Origin of the sequence: Paludifilum halophilum (genome assembly GCF_002245355.1) — a bacterium.
In the GTDB taxonomy this organism is placed as follows: Bacteria; Bacillota; Bacilli; order Thermoactinomycetales; family DSM-45169; genus Paludifilum; species Paludifilum halophilum.
The window spans coordinates 328,564-355,438 of sequence record NZ_NOWF01000001.1 but is presented as its reverse complement, the minus strand read 5'-3'; the positions used below and the strand labels follow the sequence as shown (position 1 = coordinate 355,438).

28 protein-coding genes are annotated in these 26,875 nt (G+C 54.8%); 27 read left to right on the top strand and 1 reads right to left on the bottom strand.

Translation table 11 applies throughout. The features are described from left to right. Position 1: 1 nt before the first annotated feature. From aroB to CHM34_RS01485, 20 genes are all read left to right on the top strand, one after another. Positions 2 to 1,099 carry a 3-dehydroquinate synthase gene (gene aroB, locus CHM34_RS01580; RefSeq protein WP_094262816.1) on the top strand — a complete coding sequence of 366 codons (1,098 nt, stop codon included), beginning with the start codon at positions 2 to 4 and terminating at the stop codon, positions 1,097 to 1,099. Next, on the top strand, positions 1,096 to 1,473 hold the full coding sequence (gene aroH / locus CHM34_RS01575) for a chorismate mutase (RefSeq protein WP_094263075.1): 378 nt from the start codon (positions 1,096 to 1,098) through the stop codon (positions 1,471 to 1,473). The genes aroB and aroH overlap by 4 nt, the downstream gene beginning before the upstream one ends. Before the next feature lie 215 nt (positions 1,474 to 1,688). Next, complete coding sequence (trpE, locus tag CHM34_RS01570) at positions 1,689 to 3,212, top strand: anthranilate synthase component I (RefSeq protein ID WP_094263074.1); 1,524 nt, start codon at positions 1,689 to 1,691, stop codon at positions 3,210 to 3,212. 13 nt (positions 3,213 to 3,225) lie between these two features. Next, a complete protein-coding gene (gene trpD, locus CHM34_RS01565; protein WP_094262815.1) occupies positions 3,226 to 4,251 on the top strand; it encodes an anthranilate phosphoribosyltransferase in 1,026 nt (341 codons plus the stop codon). Next, positions 4,241 to 5,038, top strand: a complete 798-nt coding sequence (trpC, locus tag CHM34_RS01560) for an indole-3-glycerol phosphate synthase TrpC (RefSeq protein WP_094262814.1) — start codon at positions 4,241 to 4,243, stop codon at positions 5,036 to 5,038. The genes trpD and trpC overlap by 11 nt, the downstream gene beginning before the upstream one ends. Further along, entirely contained in the window at positions 5,020 to 5,700 is a 681-nt protein-coding gene (locus CHM34_RS01555; protein ID WP_094262813.1) for a phosphoribosylanthranilate isomerase, read from the top strand. Before trpC ends, CHM34_RS01555 begins: the two co-directional genes overlap by 19 nt. Continuing rightward, positions 5,681 to 6,874: a tryptophan synthase subunit beta gene (trpB, locus tag CHM34_RS01550; RefSeq protein WP_094263073.1), complete on the top strand. Its 1,194-nt coding sequence runs from the start codon at positions 5,681 to 5,683 to the stop codon at positions 6,872 to 6,874. The genes CHM34_RS01555 and trpB overlap by 20 nt, the downstream gene beginning before the upstream one ends. After that, a complete protein-coding gene (gene trpA, locus CHM34_RS01545; RefSeq protein ID WP_094262812.1) occupies positions 6,874 to 7,686 on the top strand; it encodes a tryptophan synthase subunit alpha in 813 nt (270 codons plus the stop codon). Before trpB ends, trpA begins: the two co-directional genes overlap by 1 nt. A 433-nt stretch (positions 7,687 to 8,119) precedes the next feature. Then, the gene (hisC, locus tag CHM34_RS01540) at positions 8,120 to 9,226 is read left to right on the top strand and encodes a histidinol-phosphate transaminase (protein WP_094262811.1); all 1,107 of its coding nucleotides are present in this window, start codon (positions 8,120 to 8,122) and stop codon (positions 9,224 to 9,226) included. Positions 9,227 to 9,231: 5 nt separating this feature from the next. Then, the gene (locus CHM34_RS01535; RefSeq protein WP_094263072.1) at positions 9,232 to 10,335 is read left to right on the top strand and encodes a prephenate dehydrogenase; all 1,104 of its coding nucleotides are present in this window, start codon (positions 9,232 to 9,234) and stop codon (positions 10,333 to 10,335) included. 40 nt (positions 10,336 to 10,375) lie between these two features. Beyond that, complete coding sequence (gene aroA, locus CHM34_RS01530; RefSeq protein WP_240511835.1) at positions 10,376 to 11,665, top strand: 3-phosphoshikimate 1-carboxyvinyltransferase; 1,290 nt, start codon at positions 10,376 to 10,378, stop codon at positions 11,663 to 11,665. 273 nt (positions 11,666 to 11,938) lie between these two features. Further along, positions 11,939 to 12,430 carry a hypothetical protein gene (locus CHM34_RS01525; protein ID WP_094262810.1) on the top strand — a complete coding sequence of 164 codons (492 nt, stop codon included), beginning with the start codon at positions 11,939 to 11,941 and terminating at the stop codon, positions 12,428 to 12,430. A gap of 468 nt (positions 12,431 to 12,898) precedes the next feature. After that, the gene (locus CHM34_RS01520) at positions 12,899 to 14,038 is read left to right on the top strand and encodes a hypothetical protein (RefSeq protein WP_094262809.1); all 1,140 of its coding nucleotides are present in this window, start codon (positions 12,899 to 12,901) and stop codon (positions 14,036 to 14,038) included. Between the two features lie 137 nt (positions 14,039 to 14,175). Continuing rightward, positions 14,176 to 14,727, top strand: a complete 552-nt coding sequence (locus tag CHM34_RS01515) for a ReoY family proteolytic degradation factor (RefSeq protein ID WP_094262808.1) — start codon at positions 14,176 to 14,178, stop codon at positions 14,725 to 14,727. A gap of 62 nt (positions 14,728 to 14,789) precedes the next feature. Then, a complete protein-coding gene (locus CHM34_RS01510) occupies positions 14,790 to 15,221 on the top strand; it encodes a DUF2487 family protein (protein WP_094262807.1) in 432 nt (143 codons plus the stop codon). 190 nt (positions 15,222 to 15,411) lie between these two features. Beyond that, complete coding sequence (locus tag CHM34_RS01505; protein ID WP_094262806.1) at positions 15,412 to 15,936, top strand: Rieske (2Fe-2S) protein; 525 nt, start codon at positions 15,412 to 15,414, stop codon at positions 15,934 to 15,936. A 2-nt stretch (positions 15,937 to 15,938) separates the two neighbouring features. After that, complete coding sequence (gene qcrB, locus CHM34_RS01500; RefSeq protein WP_094262805.1) at positions 15,939 to 16,610, top strand: menaquinol-cytochrome c reductase cytochrome b subunit; 672 nt, start codon at positions 15,939 to 15,941, stop codon at positions 16,608 to 16,610. 27 nt (positions 16,611 to 16,637) lie between these two features. Then, positions 16,638 to 17,462 carry a menaquinol-cytochrome c reductase cytochrome b/c subunit gene (locus CHM34_RS01495; RefSeq protein WP_094262804.1) on the top strand — a complete coding sequence of 275 codons (825 nt, stop codon included), beginning with the start codon at positions 16,638 to 16,640 and terminating at the stop codon, positions 17,460 to 17,462. Between the two features lie 75 nt (positions 17,463 to 17,537). Next, positions 17,538 to 18,185: a DUF1405 domain-containing protein gene (locus CHM34_RS01490; RefSeq protein ID WP_094262803.1), complete on the top strand. Its 648-nt coding sequence runs from the start codon at positions 17,538 to 17,540 to the stop codon at positions 18,183 to 18,185. A gap of 161 nt (positions 18,186 to 18,346) precedes the next feature. After that, the gene (locus CHM34_RS01485; protein WP_169713531.1) at positions 18,347 to 19,174 is read left to right on the top strand and encodes a sporulation protein YpjB; all 828 of its coding nucleotides are present in this window, start codon (positions 18,347 to 18,349) and stop codon (positions 19,172 to 19,174) included. Here CHM34_RS01485 and CHM34_RS01480 read toward each other — a convergent pair. Continuing rightward, positions 19,171 to 20,025, bottom strand: a complete 855-nt coding sequence (locus CHM34_RS01480) for a YitT family protein (RefSeq protein WP_240511809.1) — start codon at positions 20,023 to 20,025, stop codon at positions 19,171 to 19,173. The two genes, CHM34_RS01485 and CHM34_RS01480, sit on opposite strands and share 4 nt — an antisense overlap. 263 nt (positions 20,026 to 20,288) lie before the next feature. On the opposite strand from CHM34_RS01480, the gene CHM34_RS01475 reads away from it, so the two are divergent. The 7 genes from CHM34_RS01475 to CHM34_RS01445 all read left to right on the top strand — a co-directional run bounded on the left by CHM34_RS01475 (position 20,289) and on the right by CHM34_RS01445 (position 26,856). Then, entirely contained in the window at positions 20,289 to 20,630 is a 342-nt protein-coding gene (locus CHM34_RS01475; RefSeq protein WP_094262800.1) for a nucleotide pyrophosphohydrolase, read from the top strand. 56 nt (positions 20,631 to 20,686) lie between these two features. Continuing rightward, positions 20,687 to 21,490, top strand: coding sequence for a 4-hydroxy-tetrahydrodipicolinate reductase (gene dapB / locus CHM34_RS01470; protein WP_094262799.1), 804 nt, complete (start codon positions 20,687 to 20,689; stop codon positions 21,488 to 21,490). Between the two features lie 426 nt (positions 21,491 to 21,916). Next, a complete protein-coding gene (locus CHM34_RS01465) occupies positions 21,917 to 22,219 on the top strand; it encodes a magnetosome magnetite crystal formation protein family (RefSeq protein WP_094263070.1) in 303 nt (100 codons plus the stop codon). Positions 22,220 to 22,575: 356 nt separating this feature from the next. Continuing rightward, the gene (locus CHM34_RS01460; RefSeq protein WP_141201608.1) at positions 22,576 to 23,976 is read left to right on the top strand and encodes a sensor histidine kinase; all 1,401 of its coding nucleotides are present in this window, start codon (positions 22,576 to 22,578) and stop codon (positions 23,974 to 23,976) included. Positions 23,977 to 23,978: 2 nt separating this feature from the next. Continuing rightward, the gene (locus CHM34_RS01455; RefSeq protein WP_094262797.1) at positions 23,979 to 24,563 is read left to right on the top strand and encodes an ANTAR domain-containing response regulator; all 585 of its coding nucleotides are present in this window, start codon (positions 23,979 to 23,981) and stop codon (positions 24,561 to 24,563) included. A gap of 90 nt (positions 24,564 to 24,653) precedes the next feature. Further along, positions 24,654 to 25,421: a gamma-glutamyl-gamma-aminobutyrate hydrolase family protein gene (locus CHM34_RS01450; protein WP_094262796.1), complete on the top strand. Its 768-nt coding sequence runs from the start codon at positions 24,654 to 24,656 to the stop codon at positions 25,419 to 25,421. After that, positions 25,414 to 26,856, top strand: a complete 1,443-nt coding sequence (locus tag CHM34_RS01445) for an NAD-dependent succinate-semialdehyde dehydrogenase (RefSeq protein WP_094262795.1) — start codon at positions 25,414 to 25,416, stop codon at positions 26,854 to 26,856. The genes CHM34_RS01450 and CHM34_RS01445 overlap by 8 nt, the downstream gene beginning before the upstream one ends. Positions 26,857 to 26,875: the final 19 nt, after the last annotated feature.

Sequence of the window (26,875 nt, the reverse complement as noted above, 5' to 3'; positions counted from 1 at the left end):
GGTGAAGACGCTGGAAGTGAACACGCCGAGCCGGAGTTATCCCATTCATATCGGATCGGGACTTTACGAGCGGCTCCCCCGTCTGCTGGAGGAATCCGGTTGGAATCTCCGACATCCTTTGATGTTGGTGACAGATTCCCATGTCGGCCCGTTGTATGCCGATCACGTTGCACTGTCCCTGGAGAAAGCGGGCTGTACGGTCGGGCAGATTTCGGTTCCCGCCGGGGAATCCTCCAAAACCCTGACTCGGTTGGAATCGATGGTGGAAGATTGCCTCCAGTTCGGTTTGAACCGCACCGGCGGCATCCTGGCTCTGGGAGGCGGCGTCATCGGGGATCTGGCCGGGTTTTTGGCCGCTTCTTATATGCGGGGGGTTCCCTTTTTTCAGTTGCCGACCACCCTGTTGGCTCATGACAGCAGTGTCGGGGGAAAAGTGGGTGTCAACTCCCGTCTCGGCAAAAATATGATCGGTGCCTTTTATCAACCGTCGGCGGTGATATTCGATGTCGATACGCTGAAGACGCTTTCGAAGCGGGAAGTCTCTTCCGGTTATGCCGAAGTAGTGAAACACGCCCTGATCTGGGATGCTTCCTTTGCCGATTGGTTGCGAAAAAACAGCGATTCGCTAATGGATCTGGAGCCCGACCGGGTGACAGAGGCGATCTTCAGGGGATGCCGGGTGAAGGCGGATGTCGTTTCCCGGGATGAGCGGGAAACGGGACTCCGCGCCATTCTCAACTACGGACACACCCTTGGGCATGCATTGGAATCGGTGGCCGGATACGGCACTTACACGCACGGGGAGGCGGTGGCGATCGGGATGACATTGGCCTCCCGCCTCGGGGAGGAGTTAGGTACCGCTGTACGCGTTTTTGACTCCACCCGGGATCTCCTTGTGGATTTCGGTCTGCCGACCCGATTGTCGCCGAAATGGTCGGAGGAGGAACTGTTGGCGGCGATGCGTCGGGACAAAAAAGCCCGGGAAGGGGATTACACCTTTGTCCTGCCGAGGTCGATCGGATCGGTTCGGGTGCGGCATTCCGTCGAAGAATCGGCGGTTCGCCGGGTATTGCGCCGATTGAAAGGGGAAGAGGACTGATGATTCGCGGTATCCGAGGGGCCACAACCGTTGAGAAAAACGATGCCGGGCTCATCTTGAGGGCGACCCGGGAGCTGTTGGAGGAAATCGTCCGGTTGAACGGAATTCGGCCGGATGCGATCGCCAGTGTGTTTATCACGATGAGTCCTGATTTAAACGCTACTTTTCCCGCACGCGCGATCCGGGAGATGTCCGGCTGGGACTCGGTCCCCTTAATGTGCGCCAGCGAAATTGACGTGCCGGGTGCACTTTCCAGGTGTCTCCGTCTCCTGGTTCACGTCAATACGGATTTACAACCGGAACAAATCCGCCATGCATACCTCAAAGAGGCCCGTTCTTTACGGCCGGATTTGGCGGAGAAAACCGACCGTTGACAACTGGGCCCGACTTCGGTAAAGTAGACAGCAATTCAATGAGTTGAGAGACGAGATGAGATGAGATTGGCAAGCAGAGGAGAGCGGAGGTATTTGGAACGGACGACCGACCAAAGCTTTCTGTGCTTTGGTCTTTTTATTTTCCTCTTTTTTCCTCTCGCAACCGATCTCTTCGTCTCCAAAAGGGTTATGACCTGGAGGAGGGAGGAGATATCGTGTATTATCCCCCGTTTGATCGAGTGCGGGAGCTCTCCCGCGATTACTCGACGATTCCTGTCTTAAAAACTATCTTCGCGGATACGGAGACACCGATCCGCCTGTATCAGCGCTTGGGGAATCGACCCTATTCCTTTCTGCTGGAAAGTGCGGAAGGAGGCGAGCGCTGGGGACGTTATTCTTTTATCGGCACGGACCCTTTTCTGACTTTTCAGTGTCAAGGTGGGGAGATCCGGATCGCGGAAGGGACCGGTGAAAAAGCGTATTCCTGTGACGATCCTCTGGAAGAACTGGAGCAGTTATTGCAGCGTTATCGCTCTCCCGGCTATACCGGATATCCGCCTTTTCTCGGCGGAGCAGTGGGTTATATCGGTTATGAGTCGATCGGCTATTTCGAACCGGTGTCCCGCCATCCCGGGGCGGAAGGAACGGGAGCGAGGGACATGCATCTGATGTTTTGCGACCGGTTGATGATCGTCGATCATCTGAAGCAGGAAATCACACTGGTGGCCAATTTTCACGTGCCTGACGGAGCCGGTGAAGATGAGCTGCTTCGGGGTTACCGACAAACCATTGCCGCTGTTGACGAGTGGGCGGAGACGCTTCGTTTCCGAGATCCTGAATTCGTCGCTTTTCCGCCCGCTATCGACAAGAGGCTGGAGGCGGACTTTTCCCGGACGGTTCCCGAGATGACGAAGGACGCATACAGCGCGATGGTGGAAAAGTCCAAAGAGCATATCCGCCGGGGGGATATCTTTCAGATTGTTCCCTCGCAGCGGTGGAAATGGCCCCGTGCTCCCCGTGCCTTTGATGTTTATCGGGTGCTCCGGGTGCTCAACCCTTCTCCGTATATGTATTATCTCTCGCTGGGCGACGAAGAGGTGGTGGGAGCGTCCCCGGAACTGCTGGTCCGGGTGACGGAAGACCGGATGGAGACAAGGCCCATCGCCGGTACGAGGCCTCGGGGAGCCGATCCGACGGAGGATGAATCCCTGGCCGAGCAGATGCTGGCCGATGAGAAGGAGCGGGCGGAGCATGTGATGCTTCTGGATTTGGGCCGCAACGATCTGGGGCGAATCTCCCGCTACGGTTCGGTGGAAGTGACGGATCATATGGTGATCGAAAAGTATTCCCATGTGATGCACATGGTTTCCCATGTCACTGGACGATTGGCGAAGGGACGGAAGCCTTTGGACGCTTTCCGTTCCTGTTTTCCCGCGGGAACGGTGTCGGGAGCGCCAAAGGTGAAGGCGATGCAGTTGATCGCCGAAATGGAAGGAACACCCCGGGGAATCTACGCCGGAGCGATCGGTTATTTCAGCTTCACCGGCAATCTGGACAGTTGTATCACGATCCGGACCGTATACTTCAGGAATGGCACTGCCTATATCCAGGCCGGGGGCGGCGTTGTTGCTGATTCCGATCCGGAGGCGGAATACGAGGAGTCCAGAAATAAGGCCAAGGGAATCATTCGGGCTCTTAACCTGGCAGAGAGCCTGTTTTCAATAACCGCAGAGCGATGAAAGGGGAGGGAATATGGTCCAGCAAACCTTATCCAAAGTGGTGAGTGGTCATGATCTGACCCGGGAGGAATCGGCGGAACTCATGAAGACGATGATGGAAGGAAACGTATCCTCGGCGCAGATCGGGGCCGCCTTAACGGCCCTGCGCATGAAGGGAGAAACCGTGGAGGAGATTTCCGGATTCGCTCATGCCATGCGGGAAAAGGTGACACCGGTTCGGCTGGAGATTCCCGATGCAGTGGACACCTGCGGGACGGGCGGAGATGGAAAGGGTACCTTCAATATTTCTACGGCGGCGACGATCGTCGCCGCGGCGGCGGGGATTCCCGTGGCCAAACACGGCAATCGGGCCGCATCGGGCCGAAGCGGAAGCGCCGATGTTTTGGAGACTTTGGGTATCGATATTAGGATGGATGCTCAAGAGGCGGAACGGGCCCTTCGGGAGTGGGGAATCTGTTTTATGTTCGCCCCCCTGTATCATCGGGCGATGAAAAATGTGATGCCGGCGAGGAAGGAACTCGGCTTTCGCACGTGTTTCAATCTATTGGGGCCCTTGGCCAATCCCGCCGGGGTTCGGCGCCAATTGGTCGGCGTTTATGATCCGGACCTGACGGAGACGGTAGCGCAGGTGCTTCTATCCCTCGGAGCGGACCGGGTGCTGGTTGTCGCCGGTCTGGACGGTATCGACGAGGTTTCCGTCACCGGTGAAACCCGAATCAGTGAAGGAAAGGACGGACAGGTTCATACTTACCGGGTGACTCCGGAGGAGTTGGGGTTGAATCGTTGCTCCCTCTCTGAACTGGCCGGGGGTGATGTCCAGATTAACGCCGAGTTGATCCGGGATGTTTTAAAGGGTATTTCCGGACCCAAACGGGATGTGGTCCTGGCTAATGCCGGTGCGGTCATCTATGTGGCGGGCCGGGCCACCTGTCTGCAGGAGGGAATCCATATTGCCGCCGAAACCGTCGACAGCGGCCGGGCGGAAAAGAAATTGGAGAAAATGGTCGGTGCCGGAAAGGAGGTCCACCGTGTTTCTTAATCGGATTACAGAGGAGAAGCGGAAGGAAGTGGAAGGCCTGTCCCGGGAGTTGACTGCTGACGACCGGAGAGCGGCGGATCGGATGTCGTCCTGCCGTTCTCTGGCAAAAGCGATGGTGAAACGGGAATCCCCGGCTTTGATCGCCGAGGTAAAACCGGCCTCACCTTCCCGGGGAACGATCCAAGAGCAGGTAAACCCCGTCTCCACTGCCCGGGCTTATGAAGCGGGAGGGGCTTCCGCTGTTTCGGTATTGACGGATCAGACCTTTTTTCACGGGCATCCCGATTATCTCCGGCGAGTGAAGGAACAGGTCTCTTTGCCGGTACTGCGGAAGGATTTTATCCTCCATCCGGTTCAGTTGGTAGAGAGCCGGCTGTTGGGAGCCGATGCCGTCCTCCTGATTGCCGCCATGGTGGAAAAAGAGGCGCTGAAGGAGCTGGCTTGGGAAGCCCGTCGATTGGGTCTGGAAACACTGATCGAGGTGCACCGGGCCGAGGAAATCGATGCCGCTCTGCAGGCAAAGCCGGATGTGATCGGTATCAACAACCGCAACCTAACCACCTTCGACACGGATTTGGCGGTGACAGAAGAGCTATCTCCCCTGATTCCGGAGGGGATTCCCGTCATTGGTGAAAGCGGGATCCATTCCCGGGCGGATTTGGAACGATTGAGCCGAGCCGGGGTAGAAGGCGTCCTGGTGGGAGAGTATCTGATGCGGCAAGAGTCGCCGGAACGGGCGATTCGTCGGTTACTGGCAGGTGGAACCGGTTGCGCCGAACCTTCGTAAAGTTGTGCGGGATGCGGCGAATGGAGGATATCCATGCGTTAACGGGGCTCGACCTCGATGCCGCCGGATTGATTCTGGTACCGGGTCGGAAGCGGACAGTTTCTCCCGGTCCGGCACGGGAAATGGTCACCCGGTTGCCTGAAGGTGTCCGGTCCGTGGGAGTCATGATGGATCCGCGACGGGAGGAAGTCGAATATTGGTTGTCCCGGGTTCCCTTTGACATGATTCAGCTTCACGGAGATGAATCTCCCGCTTTTTGCCGGTGGGTCAAGGAAACGACGGGGGTCTCGTTGATCAAAGTGATCCATATCGGTGAAGACGGTGACAGGAAGCTGTACCCCGAGGCCTATGCCCCCTGGACGGATGCGATTCTACTGGATTCCGCCTCAAGAGGAAAACGCGGCGGAACCGGTCTGACTTTTCCCTGGAATCAGGTTTCAGAGATTCGACGGCGTTGGGAACGGTTCGGAGTGCCTGTCTGGGTCGCCGGAGGGATTCGCCCGGATAATGTGGGGAAGCTGATGGACCGATGCGGTCCGGAGGGTGTCGATGCATCCAGTGGAGTGGAGACCGGGGGACGAAAAGACCGAAGAAAGATGAAAGCATTGGTGGAGAGGGTGAGACATTTTGAGCGAAAAGAAAATGTCGGAGCAAGCCGTTGACCGGCCGGGTCGGTTCGGCGCCTTCGGCGGACGGTTCGTTCCGGAAACTTTGATGAATGCGCTGAATGAATTGGAAAATGGGTTCCGGTCGGCAGTGGAGGACCCGGAGTTCCGAAAAGAGCTTTCCTACCTGCTGCAGGAGTACTCCGGCCGTCCGACTCCGTTGACGCTGGCCGAGGGGCTGACGGAGTACGCCGGTGGTTCCCGCATTTATCTGAAACGGGAGGATTTGAATCATACCGGGGCCCATAAAATTAACAACACCTTGGGGCAAGGGCTTTTGGCACGGCGGATGGGTAAGAAAAAGCTGATCGCTGAGACAGGAGCCGGACAGCACGGTGTCGCTTCGGCGACAGTGGCCGCTCTGCTGGGGTTGGAATGCAAGGTGTTTATGGGCGAGGAAGATGTCCGCCGTCAACGGCTCAATGTGTTTCGGATGGAGTTGTTGGGGGCGGAAGTGATCTCTGTTACTTCCGGCAGCCGCACATTGAAAGATGCTACCAATGAGGCGATCCGGTATTGGGTTTCTCATGTGGAGGATACGTTTTACCTGATCGGTTCGGCGGTGGGGCCTCACCCTTATCCGGAAATGGTCCGCCATTTTCAACGAATCATCGGGGATGAGACCCGGGCTCAGCTTTTGGAGAAAGAAGGGCGTCTTCCCGATGATGTAGTCGCGTGTGTCGGAGGGGGGAGCAACGCGATCGGGATGTTCACCCCCTTTATCGCTGACGGCGGGGTTCGTCTGCACGGTGTGGAAGCCGCCGGTGAAGGATTGGATACGGATCGGCACGCCGCCACTTTATCCCGGGGAACTCCCGGTGTGTTGCATGGTTCACTCAGCTATCTGCTTCAGGATGAATACGGACAGGTGTTGGAAGCACACTCCGTTTCCGCGGGATTGGATTACCCGGGAGTGGGCCCGGAACATGCCTGTTTGAAGGAGCGGGGCCGAGTACGCTACACCTGTGCCGAAGACCGGGAGGCATTGGAGGCTGTGCGCCTCCTTTCCCGGACGGAGGGGATTCTTCCGGCCCTGGAATCGGCACACGCAGTGGCTGAGGCGGTTAAACTGGCGGGTGAAGGGAGCTTCGACTCCTTGCTTGTGATCTGCCTGTCGGGACGCGGAGACAAAGATGTGGAAACGATTCGTTCCGAATTGGGGGGAGAGTGATGGAGAACCGGCTGGATCGGGCGTTTCAACAGGATCGTTCCCGTCGCGTGATTCCCTTTATCGAAGCAGGGGATCCGGATTTCAACACCAGCCTGGACCTGGTTAAGTTATTGGATGGAGAAGGGGTTTCTGCAATTGAATTGGGGGTGCCTTATTCCGATCCCTTGGCCGACGGTCCTGTGATTCAGGCGGCATCGGAACGGGCACTGGCCGAGGGAATGACTTTGCCTAAAGTGTTGCAGTTGGCCGATGCGGCCCGTGCCGAAGGCGTGCGAGCCCCTCTCGTACTGTTTTCCTACTATAATCCGATTCTTCGCTTCGGTCCCGCCCGGCTGGTTCAGCAGGCCGAGGCGGCCGGCATCGACGGAATGATCGTCCCGGACCTCCCCTGGGAGGAGAGTGAAGAGCTTTCCCGTTTCGCCGGAGAGCGAGGTCTTCACTTGGTTCCCCTGGTCGCTCCCACGTCGAGGGAACGCATCCGGCAGATCGCTTCTCGGGCTAAGGGGTTCGTCTACTGTGTTTCATCCTTGGGTACGACCGGTGTTCGATCCGCTTTTGCCGACGGGGTGGAAGCGTTCCTCGATACGGTGAAACAGCACAGCCCGGTACCGATTGCCGTCGGATTCGGTATTTCCAGGCGCGAGCATGTGGACCGGTTCATGGCTCACGCTGACGCGGCGGTGGTGGGAAGCGCTCTCGTCCGTCAGGTGGAAGAGCGGCGGGAAGAGTTGCAGGACCCTTCCAAACGCCGGGCCGCTCTGGATGGACTACGTTTATTTATCCGGGATCTGATCGGGGAAAAACAAGACTGAATCAAATCGCAACTTCCATGATCGGAAGACTAGAAGCATATACCCGAAATAGCGACTTTGCACCCACGGGCACCACAGAATTGATGGGTAGCGCCTGAAGTAAAGGACGCTGTCCTGCCCAGCGGAGAATCAGCCTGCAAGGGCGTGTATGCAAAAGCTTTCTTTGTGTTGCATCGCAGGCATTGCCTCTGCCCGCAGCAGGAAGATGCGGAGCGGCCAGTGTCTACATCTCTGCCGGACAGGATAGCGAAACCCGAGAGCGAAGTGATCTTGAGTGCAATCGGAGCGGTTTCGGGTAAAGGCTGCCGCTCTCGACTTCACAATGCTTCTAGATGTCTGCCCGTTGATCCCGTATCCGGGGATGAACGGGCGTTTCATTTCACAGGGGTTCTAGTGTAAACTAGAGAGAAAAAAAGTGGGAGGAACCGCGCGCATGAAATCCAAGTCTGTACTTCAAGGAGTGCCTGTCTATCAACCGGGAAAACCGCTGGAGGAAGTGAAGCGGGAGCTCGGTTTGGAAGAAGTGATCAAGTTGGCGTCCAACGAAAACCCCTACGGCTGTTCTCCGTCTGTATGGGAGTCCCTGACTGAAGAACAGGCGCATCTGTTTATGTATCCGGAAGGAGGGGCTCCTCAACTGCGGCAGGAACTAGCGTCCCACCTGAATGTTTCCACCGACCGGATTCTGTTCGGCAACGGTTCCGACGAGATCGTACAGATGATCGCCCGAACCTATCTGGAACCCGGTTATGAGGCAGTAATGGCGGATATCACCTTTCCCCGGTACAAGACACAGACCCTGATTGAAGGGTGTACTCCGGTGGAGGTGCCGATGGTCGAGGGAACCCATGATCTGGATGCGATGGCCCGGGCGGTCAACGATCACACCCGGATCGTCTGGGTATGCAATCCCAATAATCCGACGGGAACGATCATCAGCCACGATGCTCTGGTTTCTTTCCTGGACCGGCTTCCTGATCATGTACTGGTCGTGGTGGATGAAGCGTATCAGGAGTATGTCACGGATCCTTCCTATCCGGACACCCTTTCCTTAGTGGAAAAGGATCCGCGGGTCGTGGTTCTGCGCACCTTCTCTAAAATTTACGGTCTGGCCGCCTTCCGGATCGGTTATGCGGTCGCCTCTCCGGGAATTGTGGACGAAATGAACCGGGTACGGGAACCCTTTAACGCCAACCGTTTGGCCCAACGGGCCGCACGAGCCGCTTTGGCGGACCGGGAGTTTGTAGAAAACTGCCGCCGGGAAAACCGCCGGGGAATCGAACGGATCCAAGCCCAACTGGATGAGTGGGGGCTGTCTTATTTTCCGGCCCACGGCAATTTTGTGATGATGGATACGGAAAAGCCCGCCGACGATGTGTTTCAGTGCCTGCTGGAAAAAGGAATGATTGTCCGTTCCGGAGCGGCCTTAGGTTATCCCACCCATATTCGGGTCACAGTAGGGACACCGGAACAAAACCAGCGGTTTCTCCAAGAACTGGCGGGCTGTCTCCATCTGCCGAAACCGAAGGAAGTCGCTTGATTGCTATGGAAAGAGCGGCAGTGCTGGGGATCGGTCTGATTGGCGGCTCCCTGGCCCTCGGATTGAAGGAGAGGGCGGGGGTGGAAGTTTACGGATATGACCGGTCGGAGAAAACACTTCATTTGGCGGAATCGGCGGGAGTGATTCACCGGGGGTTTACCCGGATGGAAGAAGCGGTGACGAAAGCGGACTATATCTTCCTCGCCGTCCCGGTGGGAACGGCTCCCGATCTTCTAGAAGCTTTGGCGGAATTGGACTTGAAGCCGGATTGTCTGATCTCCGATGTCGGCAGTACCAAGGGGCGGATCATGGAGCAGGCCGCAGTTTTTCCCCGTCTCCGGGAAGCGTTCATCGGGGGTCATCCGATGGCCGGCTCTCACCAGTCCGGAGTGAAAGCCGCCCGTTCCCTGCTCTTTGAGAACGCCTATTACATTTTGACCCCCTTCCCCGAAACCCCCTTGTCCAAGGTACAACGGCTGAGCCGTCTGCTGGTTACGGCGACCCGGGCACAGCTGGTGATTATGAACCCGGAGCACCATGACCGGATTGTAGGGGCGATCAGCCATCTCCCTCATATTTTGGCGGCAGGATTGGTCAATCAGGTGGATCGCTATAACGAGTCCAACGAATGGTTTCACCGGTTGGCGGCGGGGGGATTCCGGGATCTGACTCGGATCGCCGCCAGTGATCCGGTGATGTGGAGGGATATTCTCCTGAGCAACCGGGAATCGATTCTCGGGCTGATGCAGGATTGGATTCGGGAAATGGAAAGAGTCAAAGAGGCACTGGAAGCGGAAGATTCTTTTTCGATCCAAACTTTTTTTGAACAGGCGAAAATTTCCCGAGAGCAGTTGCCGGATCGAAAGATAGGAATTTTGTCTCCCGTTTGGGAATGTTATGTCGATGTTGCCGATCATCCGGGGGTGATCGGTAAAGTGGCGACGCTTTTGGGGGAAGAAGGGATCAGTATCGCCAACATTGGCGTGATGGAAAACCGAGAAGACGGAGCGGGAGTCCTTCGTCTCGCCTTTCGGGAAGAAAGGGATTATCGCCGGGCTAAAACGGTATTGGCCAGAAAAGGTTACACGGTTATTGATCTGAATGAATAAGCGGATCGATCCGCAAAAAGGGGCAGAGGCGATGCATTTATTGAAAACGGAACGGAAACGCGGGCTGGCGGGTGCGGTTCACGTTCCCGGGGACAAATCGATTTCACACCGGGCGGTAATGTTCGGGGCTGTCGCCCGGGGGGATACCCGGGTGAAGGGTTTTTTACCCGGCGCTGACTGTCTGAGTACGATTGAGTGCTTCCGGCGGATGGGGGTCGAAATCCGCCGGGAGTCGGAAACCTCTCTGACGGTGAAAGGGCAGGGATGGGAAGGTCTTGTGGAGCCTTCCCGCGTGCTGGACGTAGGTAACTCCGGTACGACGATCCGCCTGATGCTGGGGATTTTGGCGGGACGTCCCTTCTATTCCGCCGTTATCGGGGATGAGTCCATCGGTCGACGGCCGATGGACCGGGTGATTCAACCCTTGCGCCGGATGGGGGCTCAAGTGGACGGTCGGAAGGGTGGTTCATTCATCCCTCTGGGAGTTCGCGGCGGAAGTATCGGCGGTATTTCTCACCGCAGTCCGGTCGCCAGCGCCCAGGTGAAATCCTGTCTGTTGTTGGCCGGGTTGCAGGCGGAAGGGAAAACGGTGGTGGAGGAACCTTCTCTCTCCCGGGATCATACAGAGCGGATGTTGCGTTCCTTCGGAGTGGAACTGTCGGTGGAAAAAGGGCGTGTTTCTCTGCAGGGAGGACAAGAGCTGACGGCCCAATATGTTCGTGTACCGGGGGATATCTCCTCCGCCGCCTTTTTGATAGCCGCGGCCCTGATCGTTCCGGACAGCCGGGTGACGATTCGGGAAGTGGGTCTCAATCCGACCCGGACTGGGATTATCGATGCCTTTCAGGCCATGGGCGGAGAGGTGGAGGTAACAGTCACCGGAGAGTGGAGCGGAGAGCCTGTCGGGGATATTACCGTCTCCTCCAGTCCTTTAAATGGGGTGGAGATCGGCGGGGAATGGATCCCCCGTTTGATTGATGAGATTCCCGTGCTGGCGGTGGCCGCTACCCAGGCGGAGGGACAGACCGTGATCCGCGATGCCTCGGAATTGAAAGTGAAGGAAACAAACCGGATCGACGTCACGGCACAGGAATTGCGCAAACTGGGGGCCGAGGTGGAAGAGACGGAAGACGGTCTCATCATTCAGGGGAAGACGCCCCTGAGTGGTGCGGTATGTGACAGCCACAGCGACCATCGGATCGGAATGGCGATGGCAGTAGCCGGTCTGGCGGCCGAGGACGGAGTCACGGTGCAAAACGCGGAAGCGATCCGCGTCTCTTTTCCGGAGTTTGAGCGAACCCTTCATCAACTGTCATCGGGAGGTTCATAAAAGGGAAGGCGATCTTTTTCGTGACGGGATTTATTTTTCCTTTTCTGAAGGAGGGAAGGGGAGTAAATCCCCTTTTTCTTTCGGAAAAGGAAAAATTGAATCAGAAAATTTGTGATAATTAGTTGACCCGTGTACCGGACTTGCTTATAATATACCCATAGTATGGTTTCTCTCCACTCCTATCCAATGTTGCACGTTTCGTGCGAACCGCCTGTTTCAGGCGGTTCTTTTTTTGTCCCTCTACTCATACATCTAGCAATAGGGGGGAGCGGGATGAGAGAAAACCGATGGGGATTGGCGACGGAAATGATTTTTGTATTAACGGTGATTACGGTTTTAAAAGAATGGATTTTTCCTTTCTATATCTGGCGTTTTTTTCCGTCCGGCGATTTGGCCGCATTGATGTTGGAATGGATGATGATTCTGGTGAGTGTGATGACCTGCTTTATTTACTTGGGTCTGGGTTCCACCGCCAAACATATCTATGGTCTTCGGCGAAGAGAGGGATGGATGGTCTTCGCCGCAGTTCATATTCCCCTGTTTCTCACCGGTTTCATTCCCTTTCTGCCGTCTTCCGTCTTTGCCATCTGGTATGGGCTCGTCGGTGACGGGGTTCAGCTTTTCACCCAAACCTCCTGGTTGATCCATCCCGGGACGATCATCCTGCTCCTATGCGTTCTGTTTCTGACCGGGCGCGGATTGAAGGTGGTGGAGGAGAAGCCTTCCCGGACCGGAGTCGCTGATCGAAAGGTGAGAGGATCCTAGGGCCTGTCTGATAATTAACGGATAGCGGACGCCGATTTCCGACTCCGCGCCGGGTTGCCCTCCTGCAAATGCAAAACGGTCCGCGACCTTTTCTACGGACCGAACCAGCATTCATGCGGAGAAGCATCGTGGCCGCTAAACGGTTCGGTCCTCCGAAAACTCCGCTCGATTGTCGGGCATAGCGAGACCCGAGAGCAGAGCGAACGAGGGGAGACTTGTGCTCCCCTGAGTGCAAAGGCCGCTGCGCTGGAAATCGGCGTCCAGCTTTTTTCGACGATTTACCAGACATACCCTAGTAGGGGCGTTTTTTTACGGATCGCTTCCGGGTCTCGCTAGGATGAGCACCCCGTGGAGTTTTTGAAGGATCGAACCGTTTGGCAGTCGTTTTCTTTTCCTCTCGGGCTGAAGTATGATTTCTCCGTTTCCGCGCATGATAGATAGGGAGAGAAGGTTTTGGAGGCGTGGAACGTGAATTTTGCCGATCTTTTAACCTATGCCGATATCGAAACACTGAAGCGGATGGCGGATCACTATGATTGCGGTAATGATTTTCATTCCAAGAATGGACTGATTTCTTCCCTGCTTCATCACTTGGGGAAACCTTCCCGGCTCAAGGGGGAGGTAGAATCCCTCCATCCCGCAGAGTTTCGCTTTCTGCAACAGCTTTGTTTCGATTCCCGGGAGGTGTTCAGCCGGGAGGAATTGATCGGGAAAGGGCGGGCCGCTTTGGAGGGGGACGGAGATCACCCGCGTCGGTTGGTCCTTCTCGGATGCAAAAAAGGCTGGTTGTTTCCGGGTGTTTCCCACCGGGACAAATCGTTGTTTCAGGTTCCCCGGGATCTGCGCCGGCGTTTTTTGGAGTTGCTCTCGGAAAAATATGCGGGTACGGCATCCGCCGAACAGCAGCCTGTCGCTTACCGGAACGAAGAAGGTCTGATGCAGGAGGATCTGCACCGGTTTTTGTTTTATCTCTGTCAACACGAAGTCCGGCTGACGTCGGAGGGGGGGATCTATCGCCAGCAACAGAGGCAGATCTTCAAAGCCCTTCATGTCGCCGAGGAACCGGTGCCGAAAAAAGGTTGGCGATTCGGTTTTGGCCGGAGATATCATTTGTATCCGGACCGTTTTTCTCTCTTATACGATTACGCTTTTTACCGGGGTTATATCCTGGAAGATGAAATGGACGGCATTCTCCGTTTGAGTGAAGCGGGAGCGGGGAAAATCGAAAATAAAGACCCCGATGAGGGCAAAGAGATTTATCGTTTTTGGCTGCGCCTATACAAAAAACCGATTCGCCATATTGCGCTTTTGGTCAAATGGATCGACTTGCTGTGCCGGAATGTCTGGCAGGAGGCGAACCGGGTTGAGACGGTTGTGCGGCAATGGTTGGAACCTTATTATTACGAATCGGAAGCAGATCTGTTTCAGCGGACGATCAAAATGATGGTGCATCTCGGTTTGCTCCGGATCGGAGAAGGGGAAGACCGGTGCCGCTTGCTCCGGATGAATCACCAGGGTCATATCTGGGTGTCGGGAGTGGCCGGATTTGCGGAAAAATCGCTGGAAAATCAATATTCGGAGCCCGTTGGCGGGAAATTGGTCCCTTAAAGCAGGAAATACGCGATGGGTATGGAATAAAAAGAATAGGGCCCCTCATAGTTATTTAAAAAACTCACAAGGGTGCCCGGCATGTGTTCCGAGTAAAAATCAAAATATTCTCATCAATGCGGGATGGGGGGATCGAAGTGAGCGAATGTGTGACGGTCTCGGAAAAGAAAGAGTTTATTCAGTGGTTTCTCGGCCGATATGAACTTCAGAAACGCGAGGCTGCTTGGCTCCTCAATTACCTTTGTTCCGACGATCAACTGTTGGAGCGGACGCATTTTGTCGACAGTTTACGCCGTTTACCGAAATCGATCAGTATTTCCACCCGCTGTGTACAGATGACTCCTTTTCAATTTACCAAGAACGGGCGGGTTAGCACCGATGTGGAGACAGCCTTCTACGATATTCGCTCTTGCCCCCGTGAGGATCTCTTTATCAGTCTTTATTTCAAAGAAAGGTCTGCTTGTCCCGAATACGCCGCTGTATTGGAGGTAAATCCCATGGAAAGACAAGATCTTGTCCAGGATTCTCTGTGCAGTTTGTTGGCGGAGATGATCCTCGATCAAGCGGTTCGTGAATTCCGGGAAAAAGAGCTGTATCGACGCATTGACGATGCGCTGGCCAGAGGGGACGAAAAGCAATTCTTACAATTAACCGAACAATGGCTGGCGATCATGGAAAAGAATAAATAACCGGTATATAATGCCCGGTAGAGAGGCCGGGCTTTATTTATGCCCTTTGGGAGGGATTCCGAATGAGACTGGAGGATTTGGATTCCAAAGACTGGCCGCAGTGGGCCCCTTATGTGGATACCCTGTGCATTCCTGTATCCCGGATTCGGATACCCGGTAAAAAGCCGGCTCTTCAGGAGACGAAGCGCGTGAAAGAAGTGTCGGAGCGCCTGGAACAAGGACTGAGGGGGCGGTTGTTACTGTTGCCGCCGATCGCCTATGGCACCGGCGACCCCGCTTCACTTCGCCGATATGTGGAAGATGTCGCCCGGGAGATGGCTTCTTTTCAGTTCCATCATCTCGTGTTTCTGACACCCGACGGCGTCCTCGATTCCGAAGATCGGGAACAGGGGCAGGACTCCGCCTTTTCGGTCGTCATCCTGGAAGAGGGGGATGTGGATACGGTGACACAATCCGTCACTGCGAAAATCGTTGAAATTTGGGAATCCCGATAAATGAAGGGAATGATGGAAGGGGTTTCGGGAAAAAGTAGTACCGAAATCTGAAATCTACAACCTTCGTCGAGGGGAAGGCCTGTTCTTGACACGGTGCGAGACGGTTGGCTATCATGAATATGTCCTAGTCATCCATATGGTTCCGGTCCTCATGGACGTTTAACCCGCATAGAGGGAGGTCGGAAGAGTCGTGAGCGAAAAACAGAAACAGCCCAAGAAACCGGGGATCTCACGGCGTAGGTTTTTAACTTATACCATCGCGAGTACCGGCGGCTTTCTCGCTTCGGGCATGTTGTATCCGATGATTCGGTTCGCCATCGACCCGTTGCTGCAGAAGGGGTCAGACACAGAATTCGTTGATGTCGGACCCGTGAACGAATTCGGTACCGAGCCGAAATCGGTCAGCTTCAACATCAAAAGGAAAGACGGCTGGTATGAGCCCAAAGGCGGTGAACCGGCTACAGCCTGGGTCACGAAGAATGGAGATCAGATCCTGGCGCTGTCCCCGGTGTGCAAGCATTTGGGCTGCACAGTGAAGTGGGAGGGCGGAGGCAAACAGGATCACTATTATTGCCCCTGCCACGGAGGTTTGTATACCAAAGACGGAACCAACGTTCCGGGGACACCGCCGAACGAACCGCTGGACGAGTACGAATCCAGAGTTGAGGGTGGAAGGCTTCTCTTGGGACCGGTCAAGAAGGGGGGAGGGGCGTAACCATGTTGAAAAGCGCATACGAGTGGATCGACAGGCGGTTGGACATCACTCCCATGTGGCGTGACCTCGCTGACCACGAAGTCCCGGAACACGTTAACCCTGCTCACCACTTTTCAGCTTTTATTTACTGCTTCGGCGGGTTAACCTTTTTTATTGTCGTCATTCAGATCCTTTCCGGAATGTTTTTGACCATGTATTATGTTCCGGATATCCAAAACGCTTATAAAAGTGTGGATTACCTGCAGAATGAAATCGCATTCGGACAGATCGTTCGGGGGATGCACCACTGGGGGGCCAGCGTCGCGATCGTGATGCTGTTCCTACATACCCTGCGCGTATTCTTCACCGGGTCTTACAAACACCCCCGGGAATTCAACTGGGTGGTGGGGATGCTTCTTTTCTTCACGATTCTCGGGCTCGGTTTTACGGGCTATCTGTTGCCCTGGGACAACAAAGCCTACTTCGCCACAAAGGTGGGGATTGAGATTGCGGCGAGCGTGCCCTTTGTCGGCGACGCCATCGCCACCTTTCTCCAGGGGGGAGAAGTCGTCGGAGCGCAGACGTTGGCGCGATTCTTCGCCTTACACGTCTTTTTCCTCCCGGGTGCTCTTCTGGCTTTGTTGGGTGCCCACTTCTTCCTGATCCGGAGACAGGGGATCTCGGGGCCGTTATAAGTCTAACGCGTTAGGGGGGGAAACCATATGGCACATAATCAGGACGGTCAGGACCAAGAGGTGCACTTTGTCGGCGATTCACGGGTGAAAGTCAACGAGAAAAAACTTTACCCCAAGGATTACTCCGAATTTCCCGGAAAAACGGAGGCTTTTTTTCCAAACTTCCTTTTGAAGGAATGGATGGTCGCCGTCGTCGTTCTCGTCGGCTTCATGGGTTTGGTCATGGCTCAAGAGCCTCCGCTGGGAGAGCAGGCGGACCCGACAAATACCAGCTTTTTGCCGGTGCCCGACTGGTATTTCCTGTTTCTTTACCAACTCTTAAAGTTTAAATGGGCTTCCGGTCCCTTTGTCGTTGTCGGAACTGTCTTGGTTCCCGGATTCATATTCGGCGGTCTGCTTCTCGCTCCCTGGCTGGACCGGGGCAAAGAACGGCGTCCGATGAAACGGCCGGTGGCGACGGGTTTGACCCTTCTCACTTTGATAGCGATTGTCGTCTTGACCTGGGAAGCGGAAGACGAGCACCAGAAACAGCTCGCCTCTCTGCCGAAGGGTGACGAGAGTGTGGAAATCGTGGATCAGAATGATCCGGCCTACGACATCTACAAGAACAATGCCTGTGTCAACTGTCACGGTCAGCAGTTGGAGGGTCTTCAAGGTCCGTCCCTGCGCGGGATCGGTGACTCCTATACGTCAAAGGAGATTATCGAGATTATGGATGAGGGGAAAGGTGAGATGCCCGCCGGGATGTTCCAGGGGACCGAAGAGGAGAAAAAACAGTTGGCCGATTGGCTGGCGAAACAAGAAGCACCGGAAGGTAAAGGAGAAAAGAAATCCCAGGAACATGAGGAATAATGGTCTTGCATACACACAACCCGGGGAATCGATAACCACCGGGTTGTGTGTTTTTCCATACGGGAGGAACAAGGCATGCTCAAGTGGTGGTGGAAAGCTTTTGTCGGGTTGCTGGATCGTCCGTGGTTTTTATGGACGCTGTTTACGATCAACTTCCTGGGCTCCGTTTACGGGTTTTATTGGTATAAAAACCAATTGATCGCTGTCGGGAGTTGGCTCAATCTGTTTGTCCCCGATAGTCCCACGGCCAGTGCGGCCTTTACCGTCGTTCTGCTGCTTTATATCCTGAAGCGCCGCAGCCCCCTATTGGAGGCTTTCGCCGCAGTTACGCTGTTTAAGTACGGAATCTGGGCGGTGACGATGATTGTCGCCGGCGGCCTCCGTTCCCCGCAACCGTTTTTGGAATCCCTCCATTGGACAGACTGGATGTTAGCGGTTTTCCATCTGGGAATGGCCCTTCAGGGAATCCTGTACAGCCGTTTTTATACATACGATTGGCGTCACTTGGCGGCGGTGGGGATGTGGACGTTGTTGAACGATGCGTTGGATTACGGGCTCAACCTTCATCCTTGGTTGCCCGCTTCCCTGGCGGGTGCGGAGGCCCGGGTGGAAGTATTTACAGTGGTGATGAGCCTGGTCAGTCTGGCCCTGTTTGCAGTGCTGGGTTTTATCGGGAGAGAAGAGCGAAAGCGGGACTATACGCTCTGGCCGAACCTGGGATAAGAAAACCGAGTTCCGCTGTATGACCAGCGAATTTTACTGAAAAAGCGATGAATGGCTCCGCTGGGCGGGCTGTTTGTCGCTTTTTTGATATTCTTTCACATCCGCTGGACAGGCTGAGCATAGGATAGAAGAAACGAATGGGAGATGTCAGGAGGATCATCATGGTTCGGTTATGCGGTTTCGCTTTGGCTGTTTTTCTGTTGGGGACGGGCTTTTTTTCCGGGGGGGCGGTGACGGTTTTGGCGGACCATGTGAAACCGGATCCCCAAGCAAAAAAATGGGCCCGGCAAGCAGACAGGGTCGAAGGGAAAGTGGCTGAGGGCCGGTGGGCGGAGGCGAGGAAGGAGTTAAACCAGTTGGCGGAAAGCTTTTCCAAAGCGGATTTGTCCCGAAGTTCTTTAACGGTGGAAGGGGTTCGGGCCCTGTCCGATACCCTGGTGGAAGCGGACCGGCAGTTGAATCGTGTCATGGTCCGACCCGAGGAATTGGCGGAAGTAACCCAAAGAGTCCACTTAGCCTTTGATGCTTTGGCTCAACCCCACCAGCCCTTGTGGCATCGTTTTGAAGGAAGCTTTCGAAGCCGAATCGGCGAGGTACGGAGTGGATTGAAAAAAAACCGCCCGGAAGCGGTTCGGAGATCCGGACGGAAACTGATCGAACATTATGAGCAGATCCGGCCGGCTCTCTATGTGGTTCGCTCCCCTACGACAGTAGAAAAAACGAATGCGCTGATGTCCTTTTTGCAAAAGGAGCTTCAAAAAGAAGAATTGGAGCCGGGAACGGTGGAAAGTGCCGTCGATCAATGGGAACGAATGATTTCTCCGCTTTTTTACGGGCCTGAGGAGGAAGTGCTCGCGATCGGGGAAGAGGGGAAACCCCCTCTCATTCCGGCTCTTTTGTCTGTCGGCGGTGTGATTGCAGGGGTGTTGAGCTATGTGTCCTGGCGTAAATATCGCTATAGCCGCCGAACCGCTCTTGATCGGGGTTAGGTTTTTTCGAAGGTAAATCCTTCTCCCAACACGTCCCTTACGTCGTGGACGACGACGAAAGCATAAGGATCGATTTCATTGACCAGTTGTTTCATCCGGGGGAGCTCTTGCCGGTTGATGATGATGTAGATCACCTCTTTGTCGGTGCCGGTATAACCGCCGCGCCCTTTGAGGAGAGTAACCCCTCGGTGCATGTCGTTGGTGATCTGGTCGGAGAGGGAAACGGCGGAACCGGAGATAATGGTAACCGCTTTGCGGGCGTCCAGTCCTTCAATGACAAAGTCGATGACTCTCGCGCCGATAAAGATGGAGACCAGGGTGTACATTGCGTTTTCACGCCCGATAATGAATGCGGAGCCGCCGACGACGAGCAGGTCGAAGAGGAGCATCGCCCGGCCGATGCTCCATTCCAGGTATTTATTGCCCAGGCGGGCGATAATCGCAGAGCCGCCGGAGGTTCCACCGACGCGAAAGATCATGCCGAGGCCCACTCCGACGAGAACACCGGTGTACAAGGCGGCAAGAAGCGGATCCCCGGGAATCGGTTCTCCCCAAGTTTCGGTGATGCCGAGGAAAATCGAGATAAAGGTGATACCGATGATCGTATAGACAAGAGTGCGTGTTCCGAACACTTTGTATCCGACGAAGAACAAGGGAAGGTTCAAAATCAGGTTGACCCACCCGGGAGAAAAACCGAACAGATAGAACAAGATCAGGGTAATCCCGGTGAAACCGCCTTCGGACAGTTCATTGGGGATAGCGAAGTAGTTGACTCCCAAAGCAAAAATAAAAGAGCCGAAGATGATCACGAGTATGTTTTTGTAATGGTTTTTTATGAGTTGATGAAACAACGATCTCGCCTCCTCTTCCATTGATCAAATCCTTATTATTACATAGGCGAGGATTCCGGGCAATGGCGTATGATAAAGCGTCCATGCGGGAATAGTCCCGGTATGGTCGTCCGTGATTGAGATTCTTGTACCTTGGTTTGGATTAGTCTGCTCCAATTTCGTCGGAAAACACCTTCTTTTCTCCGGGAGCCTTCAAACCCGGGGGTTTGAGTTTCATCGGGGGGATGGGTTACGATGGAGAAGTATCGAGAGGGGGACGACTGATGGAGGATCGAACGATGAAACAGATGCAGCAGGATGTCCACGATTATATTTCTCAGTTTAAAGAGGGGTATTTTCATCCTTTGTCCATGCTGGCCCGGATGACGGAAGAAGTGGGGGAGCTGGCCCGGGAGGTCAACCACTGTTACGGGGAGAAGCCGAAGAAATCCGGCGAAGAGGAGAACAGTATGGAAATGGAGTTGGGTGATCTGCTGTTTATCGTCATCTGTTTCGCCAATTCATTGGATATCGATCTGGAGGAAGCTTTTAACCGGGTGATGCAGAAATATCATACCCGGGATGCCGACCGCTGGACTCGGGTGGACGAGGAGTCGGCTACATAATTAAAAACTGGACAGAAGGGAGAGAGGCCTTCCGGGAAGACGGACGGCCGACAAAGATGGATTCGATCAGAGTGGTGATTGCCGGAGCGACCGGCCGTATGGGGCAGGAAGCGGTCAAGCTGGTACAACGGGAGGAGAACATGATACTGGCGGGAGCGGTGTCTCGCAGCCGAATCGGGGAGGATGTCGGTGAATCCGTCGGAATCGGATCTGTGGGAATCGCCTTGACGGATTCCCTGGAGGATGCTTTGGTTCAAAGCCGCCCGGATGTCCTGGTGGACTTTACGACACCGGAAGTGGTTTATCGCAACACGGAGTTGGCGATTCAGTACGGAGTGCGTCCTGTGGTGGGAGCAACGGGTTTGTCCCAGGGCGAGATTCATGAATTGGAGGCGATGTGCTGGGACCGGGGGATTGGCGGTGTGATCGCCCCCAATTTTGCGATCGGGGCGGTATTGATGATGAACTTCGCTTCCAGAGCAGCGAAATATCTTCCTCATGTCGAGATCATCGAAATGCATCATGATCGGAAATTGGACGCCCCCTCGGGGACAGCGCTGAAAACGGCGGAATTGATTTCCCGGGAGCGGGAGGAGATGAAACAGGGGCAACCGGATGAAAAAGAGACGTTGGAAGGAGCCCGTGGAGGTTATAAGGACGGGTTCCGCGTCCACAGTGTTCGCCTCCCGGGCCTGGTCGCCCATCAAGAGGTGTTGTTCGGCGGGCCGGGCCAGCTGTTGACTCTGCGTCACGATTCGATGAACCGGGAATCCTTTATGCCGGGGGTCAAGCTGGCAGCGGAAAAGGTGATGACGCTCGATCACTTGGTATACGGCCTGGAAAAGATTCTGGACGAGTAGGGAGCGGATGAAAAATGGGAGTCCCTTTTCCGCTTTTGAACAAGCTGTTCGGCGCTTCTTGCATCCTGACCGGTACTTATATAAGAAATACAGACGAAAAGGAACGTGAAGATGCAACGGATCGGAGATGTGTGTACCTTCATTTCCTTTAAAGGATCAAAAAAGCCCTCAGTTGAGGGCTTTCCTTTTTGTGTGAGTGGTTAAAAGTCGATCTTATATAACGCAGATTAGTTTGTAATACAAAAAAAATCGAATCCACTATTCATCGTCGATTCACCATCGATGACTTGAAACCGATAAGGCTTACCGAGTAAAGTAGAAATCAGCCAATTATAAGGCGTATACCTCATGAACGGAATCGTTCGGCATGGTAAACTGGAAAGGATTCTTTTTTTGATTGCATCCCTGGGAGGTGTTGTTGCTGCGATGAAAGTGTTAAAAGTATTGATCCACGCGAGCACTTGGTTTGCTCCGATTCTATTGCCGATCGTCGTTTATCTGTTGTCCGGCGACCGGGACATCAAGCGACTGTCACTGCAAGCCTTGGTTTTTCATGTTGTGATCGGGATTCTTGTTTCCATATCTTACTTTTTCTCATTTATTTTGATCGGGATTCCCTTTTTGATCGTGTTCGGTTTGATCGCTTTGATTGCCCCGATTGTCGGTATCTTTTACGCGTTGACAAATCGCCGGTTTGATTATCCGATCATCGGTTCTTTCATTCGGTAAGTTACAAACCCTCTGGGAAAGAGGGTTTATTTTTTCGGTCCGACATTCTTTTCGTGCACCGTCATTCAAAATATAAACAAGTTTGTAATGCAAACAAAAGGAGAAAAAAGACGATCAAGCATCCAGGGATGCAGGAAAACCATCGAACATGAACTTGATGAGACGCCAATATGTGGGGTGGCGGGCTTTTTATCCGATTGGCTGTTTTTGGATGCAGAATATTATCTTAATTTCATTTACTCAACCTTGTGGATCTGTTACAATGCAAACATAAAGTGAATAGAATGTAACGGCAAAGGCGCCTCCAATGTTTATCATTGAGGCGCTTTTTTGCCAAAAAGGGGAAAAAGGCCGCTGTGACGTCGATCGAGGAACTTTGTAAAGAACACACTTCATTGATGGATGAGGATATCCGGCAAATTTGTGATTTGAGCCGAAAACTACGCATGATTGCTGATCTTTCCCAGGCACATGTATTTATCGATTGCCCGGTCAAGAACGGTCCCCATGCCGTGGTGGTGGCCGAGGCGAGCCCGTCTACGGGGTCTTCCCTGTACCGGAAATCCGTTGTGGGGCAGTGGGCGTATGAGATGTACGAGCCGGCGGTGGCACGCACGCATCAGACCGGTGAACCCACGGTCCGCAATCGGGCGATTACCCAAGAGGGAAAAACGGTGAAGCAGAGCGTCGTCCCGGTAAAAAATGACCGCGGCGAGATCATCGGCTCCCTGATCATGGAACAGGATATCAGTTTACAATTGAGGCACGAAAACCAGCTGCGCGCCCTTTCCCACACGACGGAGCAACTCAGTCAGACATTGATGGGTATGGCGGAACAGGGGTCGCTGATCCCCGATTTGATTCAGGAGGCACTGTTTCTGGTGGATAGGGAAGGCCGCATTGACTATGCCAATACCCAGGCGCTCAATCTGCTGGCTGGAGGGGAAAGTCAGGATATCCCGGTGGATGACCAGCTTGAGTTTCTCCGCGATCTGGATTACCAGTCACATGAGGTTCACTATGAGGAAGTCCGATGGAGAAAAAAGACGCTGGGTGTAAAAAGCATCAGTTTACGAAAAGAAAACCGGCGTATCGGTACTCTGCTGATGATCCGGGATGTGACGGAGCTTCGGGAAAAAGAGCGGCAGCTGATGGTGAAATCCACTGTCATCAAGGAGATTCACCATCGGGTGAAAAACAACCTGCAGATGATCGCCAGCCTCCTCCGCCTGCAAATGAGAAGGGCCCCCTCTAAAGAAGTGAAAAGCATTTTTCAGGAGAGCCTGAACCGGATTCTCAGTATCGCCTCCGTCCACGAGATTTTTTCCAGTACCGGTCTGGACGAGGTAGAGATCCTGGACATGATGAAAAAGATCGGGTCGATGTTGGTCGTGAATGGTCGTCCTGACAAAGAGATCGAAATCGCTTTCACGGGAAAGCCGATCATCCTTCCCTCCGATAAAGCAGTATCACTGGCCCTGGTGGTGAATGAGCTGATCCAGAACAGCGTCGAACACGCCTTTGTCGACCGGAAATACGGCCGGATCGGTGTCCATATCGAGTCCCTCGGGTACGAGGTGCGGGTGCGGATCTGGGATGACGGATACGGGCTTCCCTCTAAGCGGAACGAGGAGGCCTCCCTCGGTCTGCAGATTGTTCGAACCCTGGCGGAGCAGGACTTGTCCGGTTCCTTCTCTGCCTTTCCGACACCCGAGGGGACCGAAGCGATTGTCCAATTCCCGTTGGAGGAGGGATAACCATGCCGGGACGCATTTTGGTGGCGGAAGATGAATCCATCATGCGCATGGACTTGAAGGAGATGCTGATGGAGGCGGGATATGAGACTGCCGGGGAGGCCGGTGACGGAGAGAAGGCGGTGGAACTGGCCTACCGCCTCCGCCCGGACCTGATCATCATGGACATCAAGATGCCGAAGATGAACGGTATCAAAGCGAGCCGGATCATCACCCGTTCTCTGCAGATCCCCATTCTGCTGTTGAGCGCGTACAGCCAGAGGGAGTTGGTGCAAGAGGCGAAAAACGCTCATGTTACCGGCTATCTGACCAAACCGGTCCGTGAATCGGACTTGATTCCAACAGTGGAAGTCGCTCTCGCTCAGGCCGGGCGGATCGCCTCTATGCGCCGGGAGATGGATCTGATGGAGCAGAAGCTCCGGGAGCGGAAGCTGGTGGAACGGGCGAAGGGCCTCCTGATGAAACAGCATGGCTGGTCCGAGGAACAGGCATACAAGTACTTGCGGAAAGGCAGTATGGACCGGCAGATATCCATCGGCGAACGGGCCGGGGAGATTTTGCGGGAACAGGAAGAGCAAATGGCATTTTAAAAAAAATAAATAAAAATGAGGCAACGGTGCCTGAGAATCCTCTGAAGACGAGGGTTTTTGGGCATTTTTCTTTTTAAGGGAGGCAACGAGATGGGGAAAAAACCGTTGATCGGCATTACCGGATATCACGTTCGGGGAGAAGAGGGGTACGGCGGGAGTTTTCGCGGGTTGCCCGGGCAGGGATTCAGCATCGTCGGTCACGATTATATCCACGCTGTCGAACAGGTGGGAGGAGTGGCTGTGGGGATTCCTGTCGGAAGCCGGAGGGACTGCCGTACCCTCCTGGAGGGATTGGATGGTCTGGTCCTGAGCGGAGGGGAGGATATTGATCCTTCTTTATACGGGGAGCGACCGGACATGCGTTGCTGGCAACTGGCCCCGGAGCGGGACCGGTTTGAGCTGACCCTGATCGCAGACGCGATCCGTTTGCAGAAGCCGGTGCTGGCCATTTGCCGCGGGATGCAGTTGTTCAACATCCATTTCGGGGGAACGCTGTACAAGGATGTCACCGACGTCGCAAGTGATGCCTTTTCCCACCAGTTCAACCGGGCTCCCCGCTGGTACCTGGCCCACCGGGTTTGGTTGCTCCATCCGATCCTGACAGAATTATTCGGAAAAGAGAAAACCGAGACCAACAGCTATCATCATCAGGTCGTCAAAGAGCCGGGCGAGGGTTTGGTGGTATCAGCCGCCGCTGAGGACGGGGTGGTGGAAGGGTTGTATCATCCCGACCATCCCAACATTCTCGCTGTTCAGTGGCATCCGGAGACAATGGCGGTGGAGTACAAGGAAGGGTTGCTCCCCTTCCGTTGGTTGATGGAACAAATCGAGGGTGAAGGAGGAAGAGAGGATGAATAGTGAGATCCAATCCTACTGGAATTACTGTTGGATTGACGGCTGTAAAGAAGAATGGACCGAATCGACGGAGGTGATCAATCCGGCGACGGGGGAAGAGATCGGTTACATTCCCAACGGGGGAGAAGAGCTGGCGGCCAGAGCCGTCGATGCCGCCCATCGAGCTTTTTCCGCGTGGTCCAAGCGGCCGGGTCCGGATCGGTCCCGTTACTTGAAGGAGTGGGCGCGGCGGATTCGAAAAAAGAGTACCGAATTGGCCCAACTTCTCTCTCTAGAGCAGGGTAAACCCGTTTCCGAGGCGGAGGGGGAGCTGGGAGTTGCCGCCGAGTTCGTAGAGTGGTATGCCGAGGAGGCGAAGCGGATCTACGGGGAAGTGATACCCTCCTCCCGTTCCGATCATCGGATCACCGTCCTGCGGGAACCGGTGGGGGTGGCGGCGTTGATCACTCCCTGGAACTACCCTGCGGCGATGGTAACCCGCAAGGTGGCCCCCGCTCTCGCCGCCGGATGCACGGTCGTGGTGAAACCGCCGAAGGAGACGCCGCTGATCGCTATTGCCCTGTTCAGGGAGTTGATGGCGACGGGCCTGCCCTCCGGGGTGGCCAATCTGGTGACGGGGAAGGCTTCGGAGATCGGGGAAGCGTGGCTGACCGATTCGCGGGTGCGCAAACTCTCCTTTACCGGGTCGACGGACGTAGGCAAGATGCTGATGAGACAGGCGGCGGATCAAGTAAAACGCCTGTCCCTGGAGCTGGGGGGCAATGCGCCGGCGATTGTCTTTCCCGACGCGGATCTGGACAAGGCTGCGGACGCCATCGTGGACAATAAGTTTGAAAATTGCGGACAGATGTGTAATGGGATCAACTTGATCTACGCCCACCGGGAGATTACACAGGCTCTCACCGAGCGAATCGCCGACCGGGTCCGACAACTGAAAGTGGGAGCGGGTACCCAGCCGGGGATGCATGTGGGCCCCTTGATCAATGAGGAAGCCCGCCGTAAAGTGGCCTCCCTGATCGATGATGCCCGGGAAAAAGGAGCCGAGGTTCGGGTTGGGGGCGAGGAATTGTTCGAGAAGGGCACGTTCTACACGCCGACAGTCCTCTGTAGCGTGAATGATTCCATGAAACTCACCCGGGAAGAAGTGTTTGGTCCTGTCGCCCCCATTCTCACTTTTGATGACGAGGAGGAGGTGATCGCCCGTAGCAACCGGACGCCTTACGGGCTGGCCGCCTATTTATTTACCAGGGACGCCAGCCGCATCCACCGCGTCAGCGAAGAGCTGGAGTTCGGTATGGTCGGGGTGAACGGGACTTCCCTCAGTTTCCCCCAAGCTCCCTTTGGCGGTATCAAAGAGAGCGGCATGGGTCGGGAAGGGGGTCACCACGGGTTGGAGGAGTTTCTGGAGCTGAAGTATATCGCTACGGTGTTGGATTGATTCAACTACAGGGAGGGGC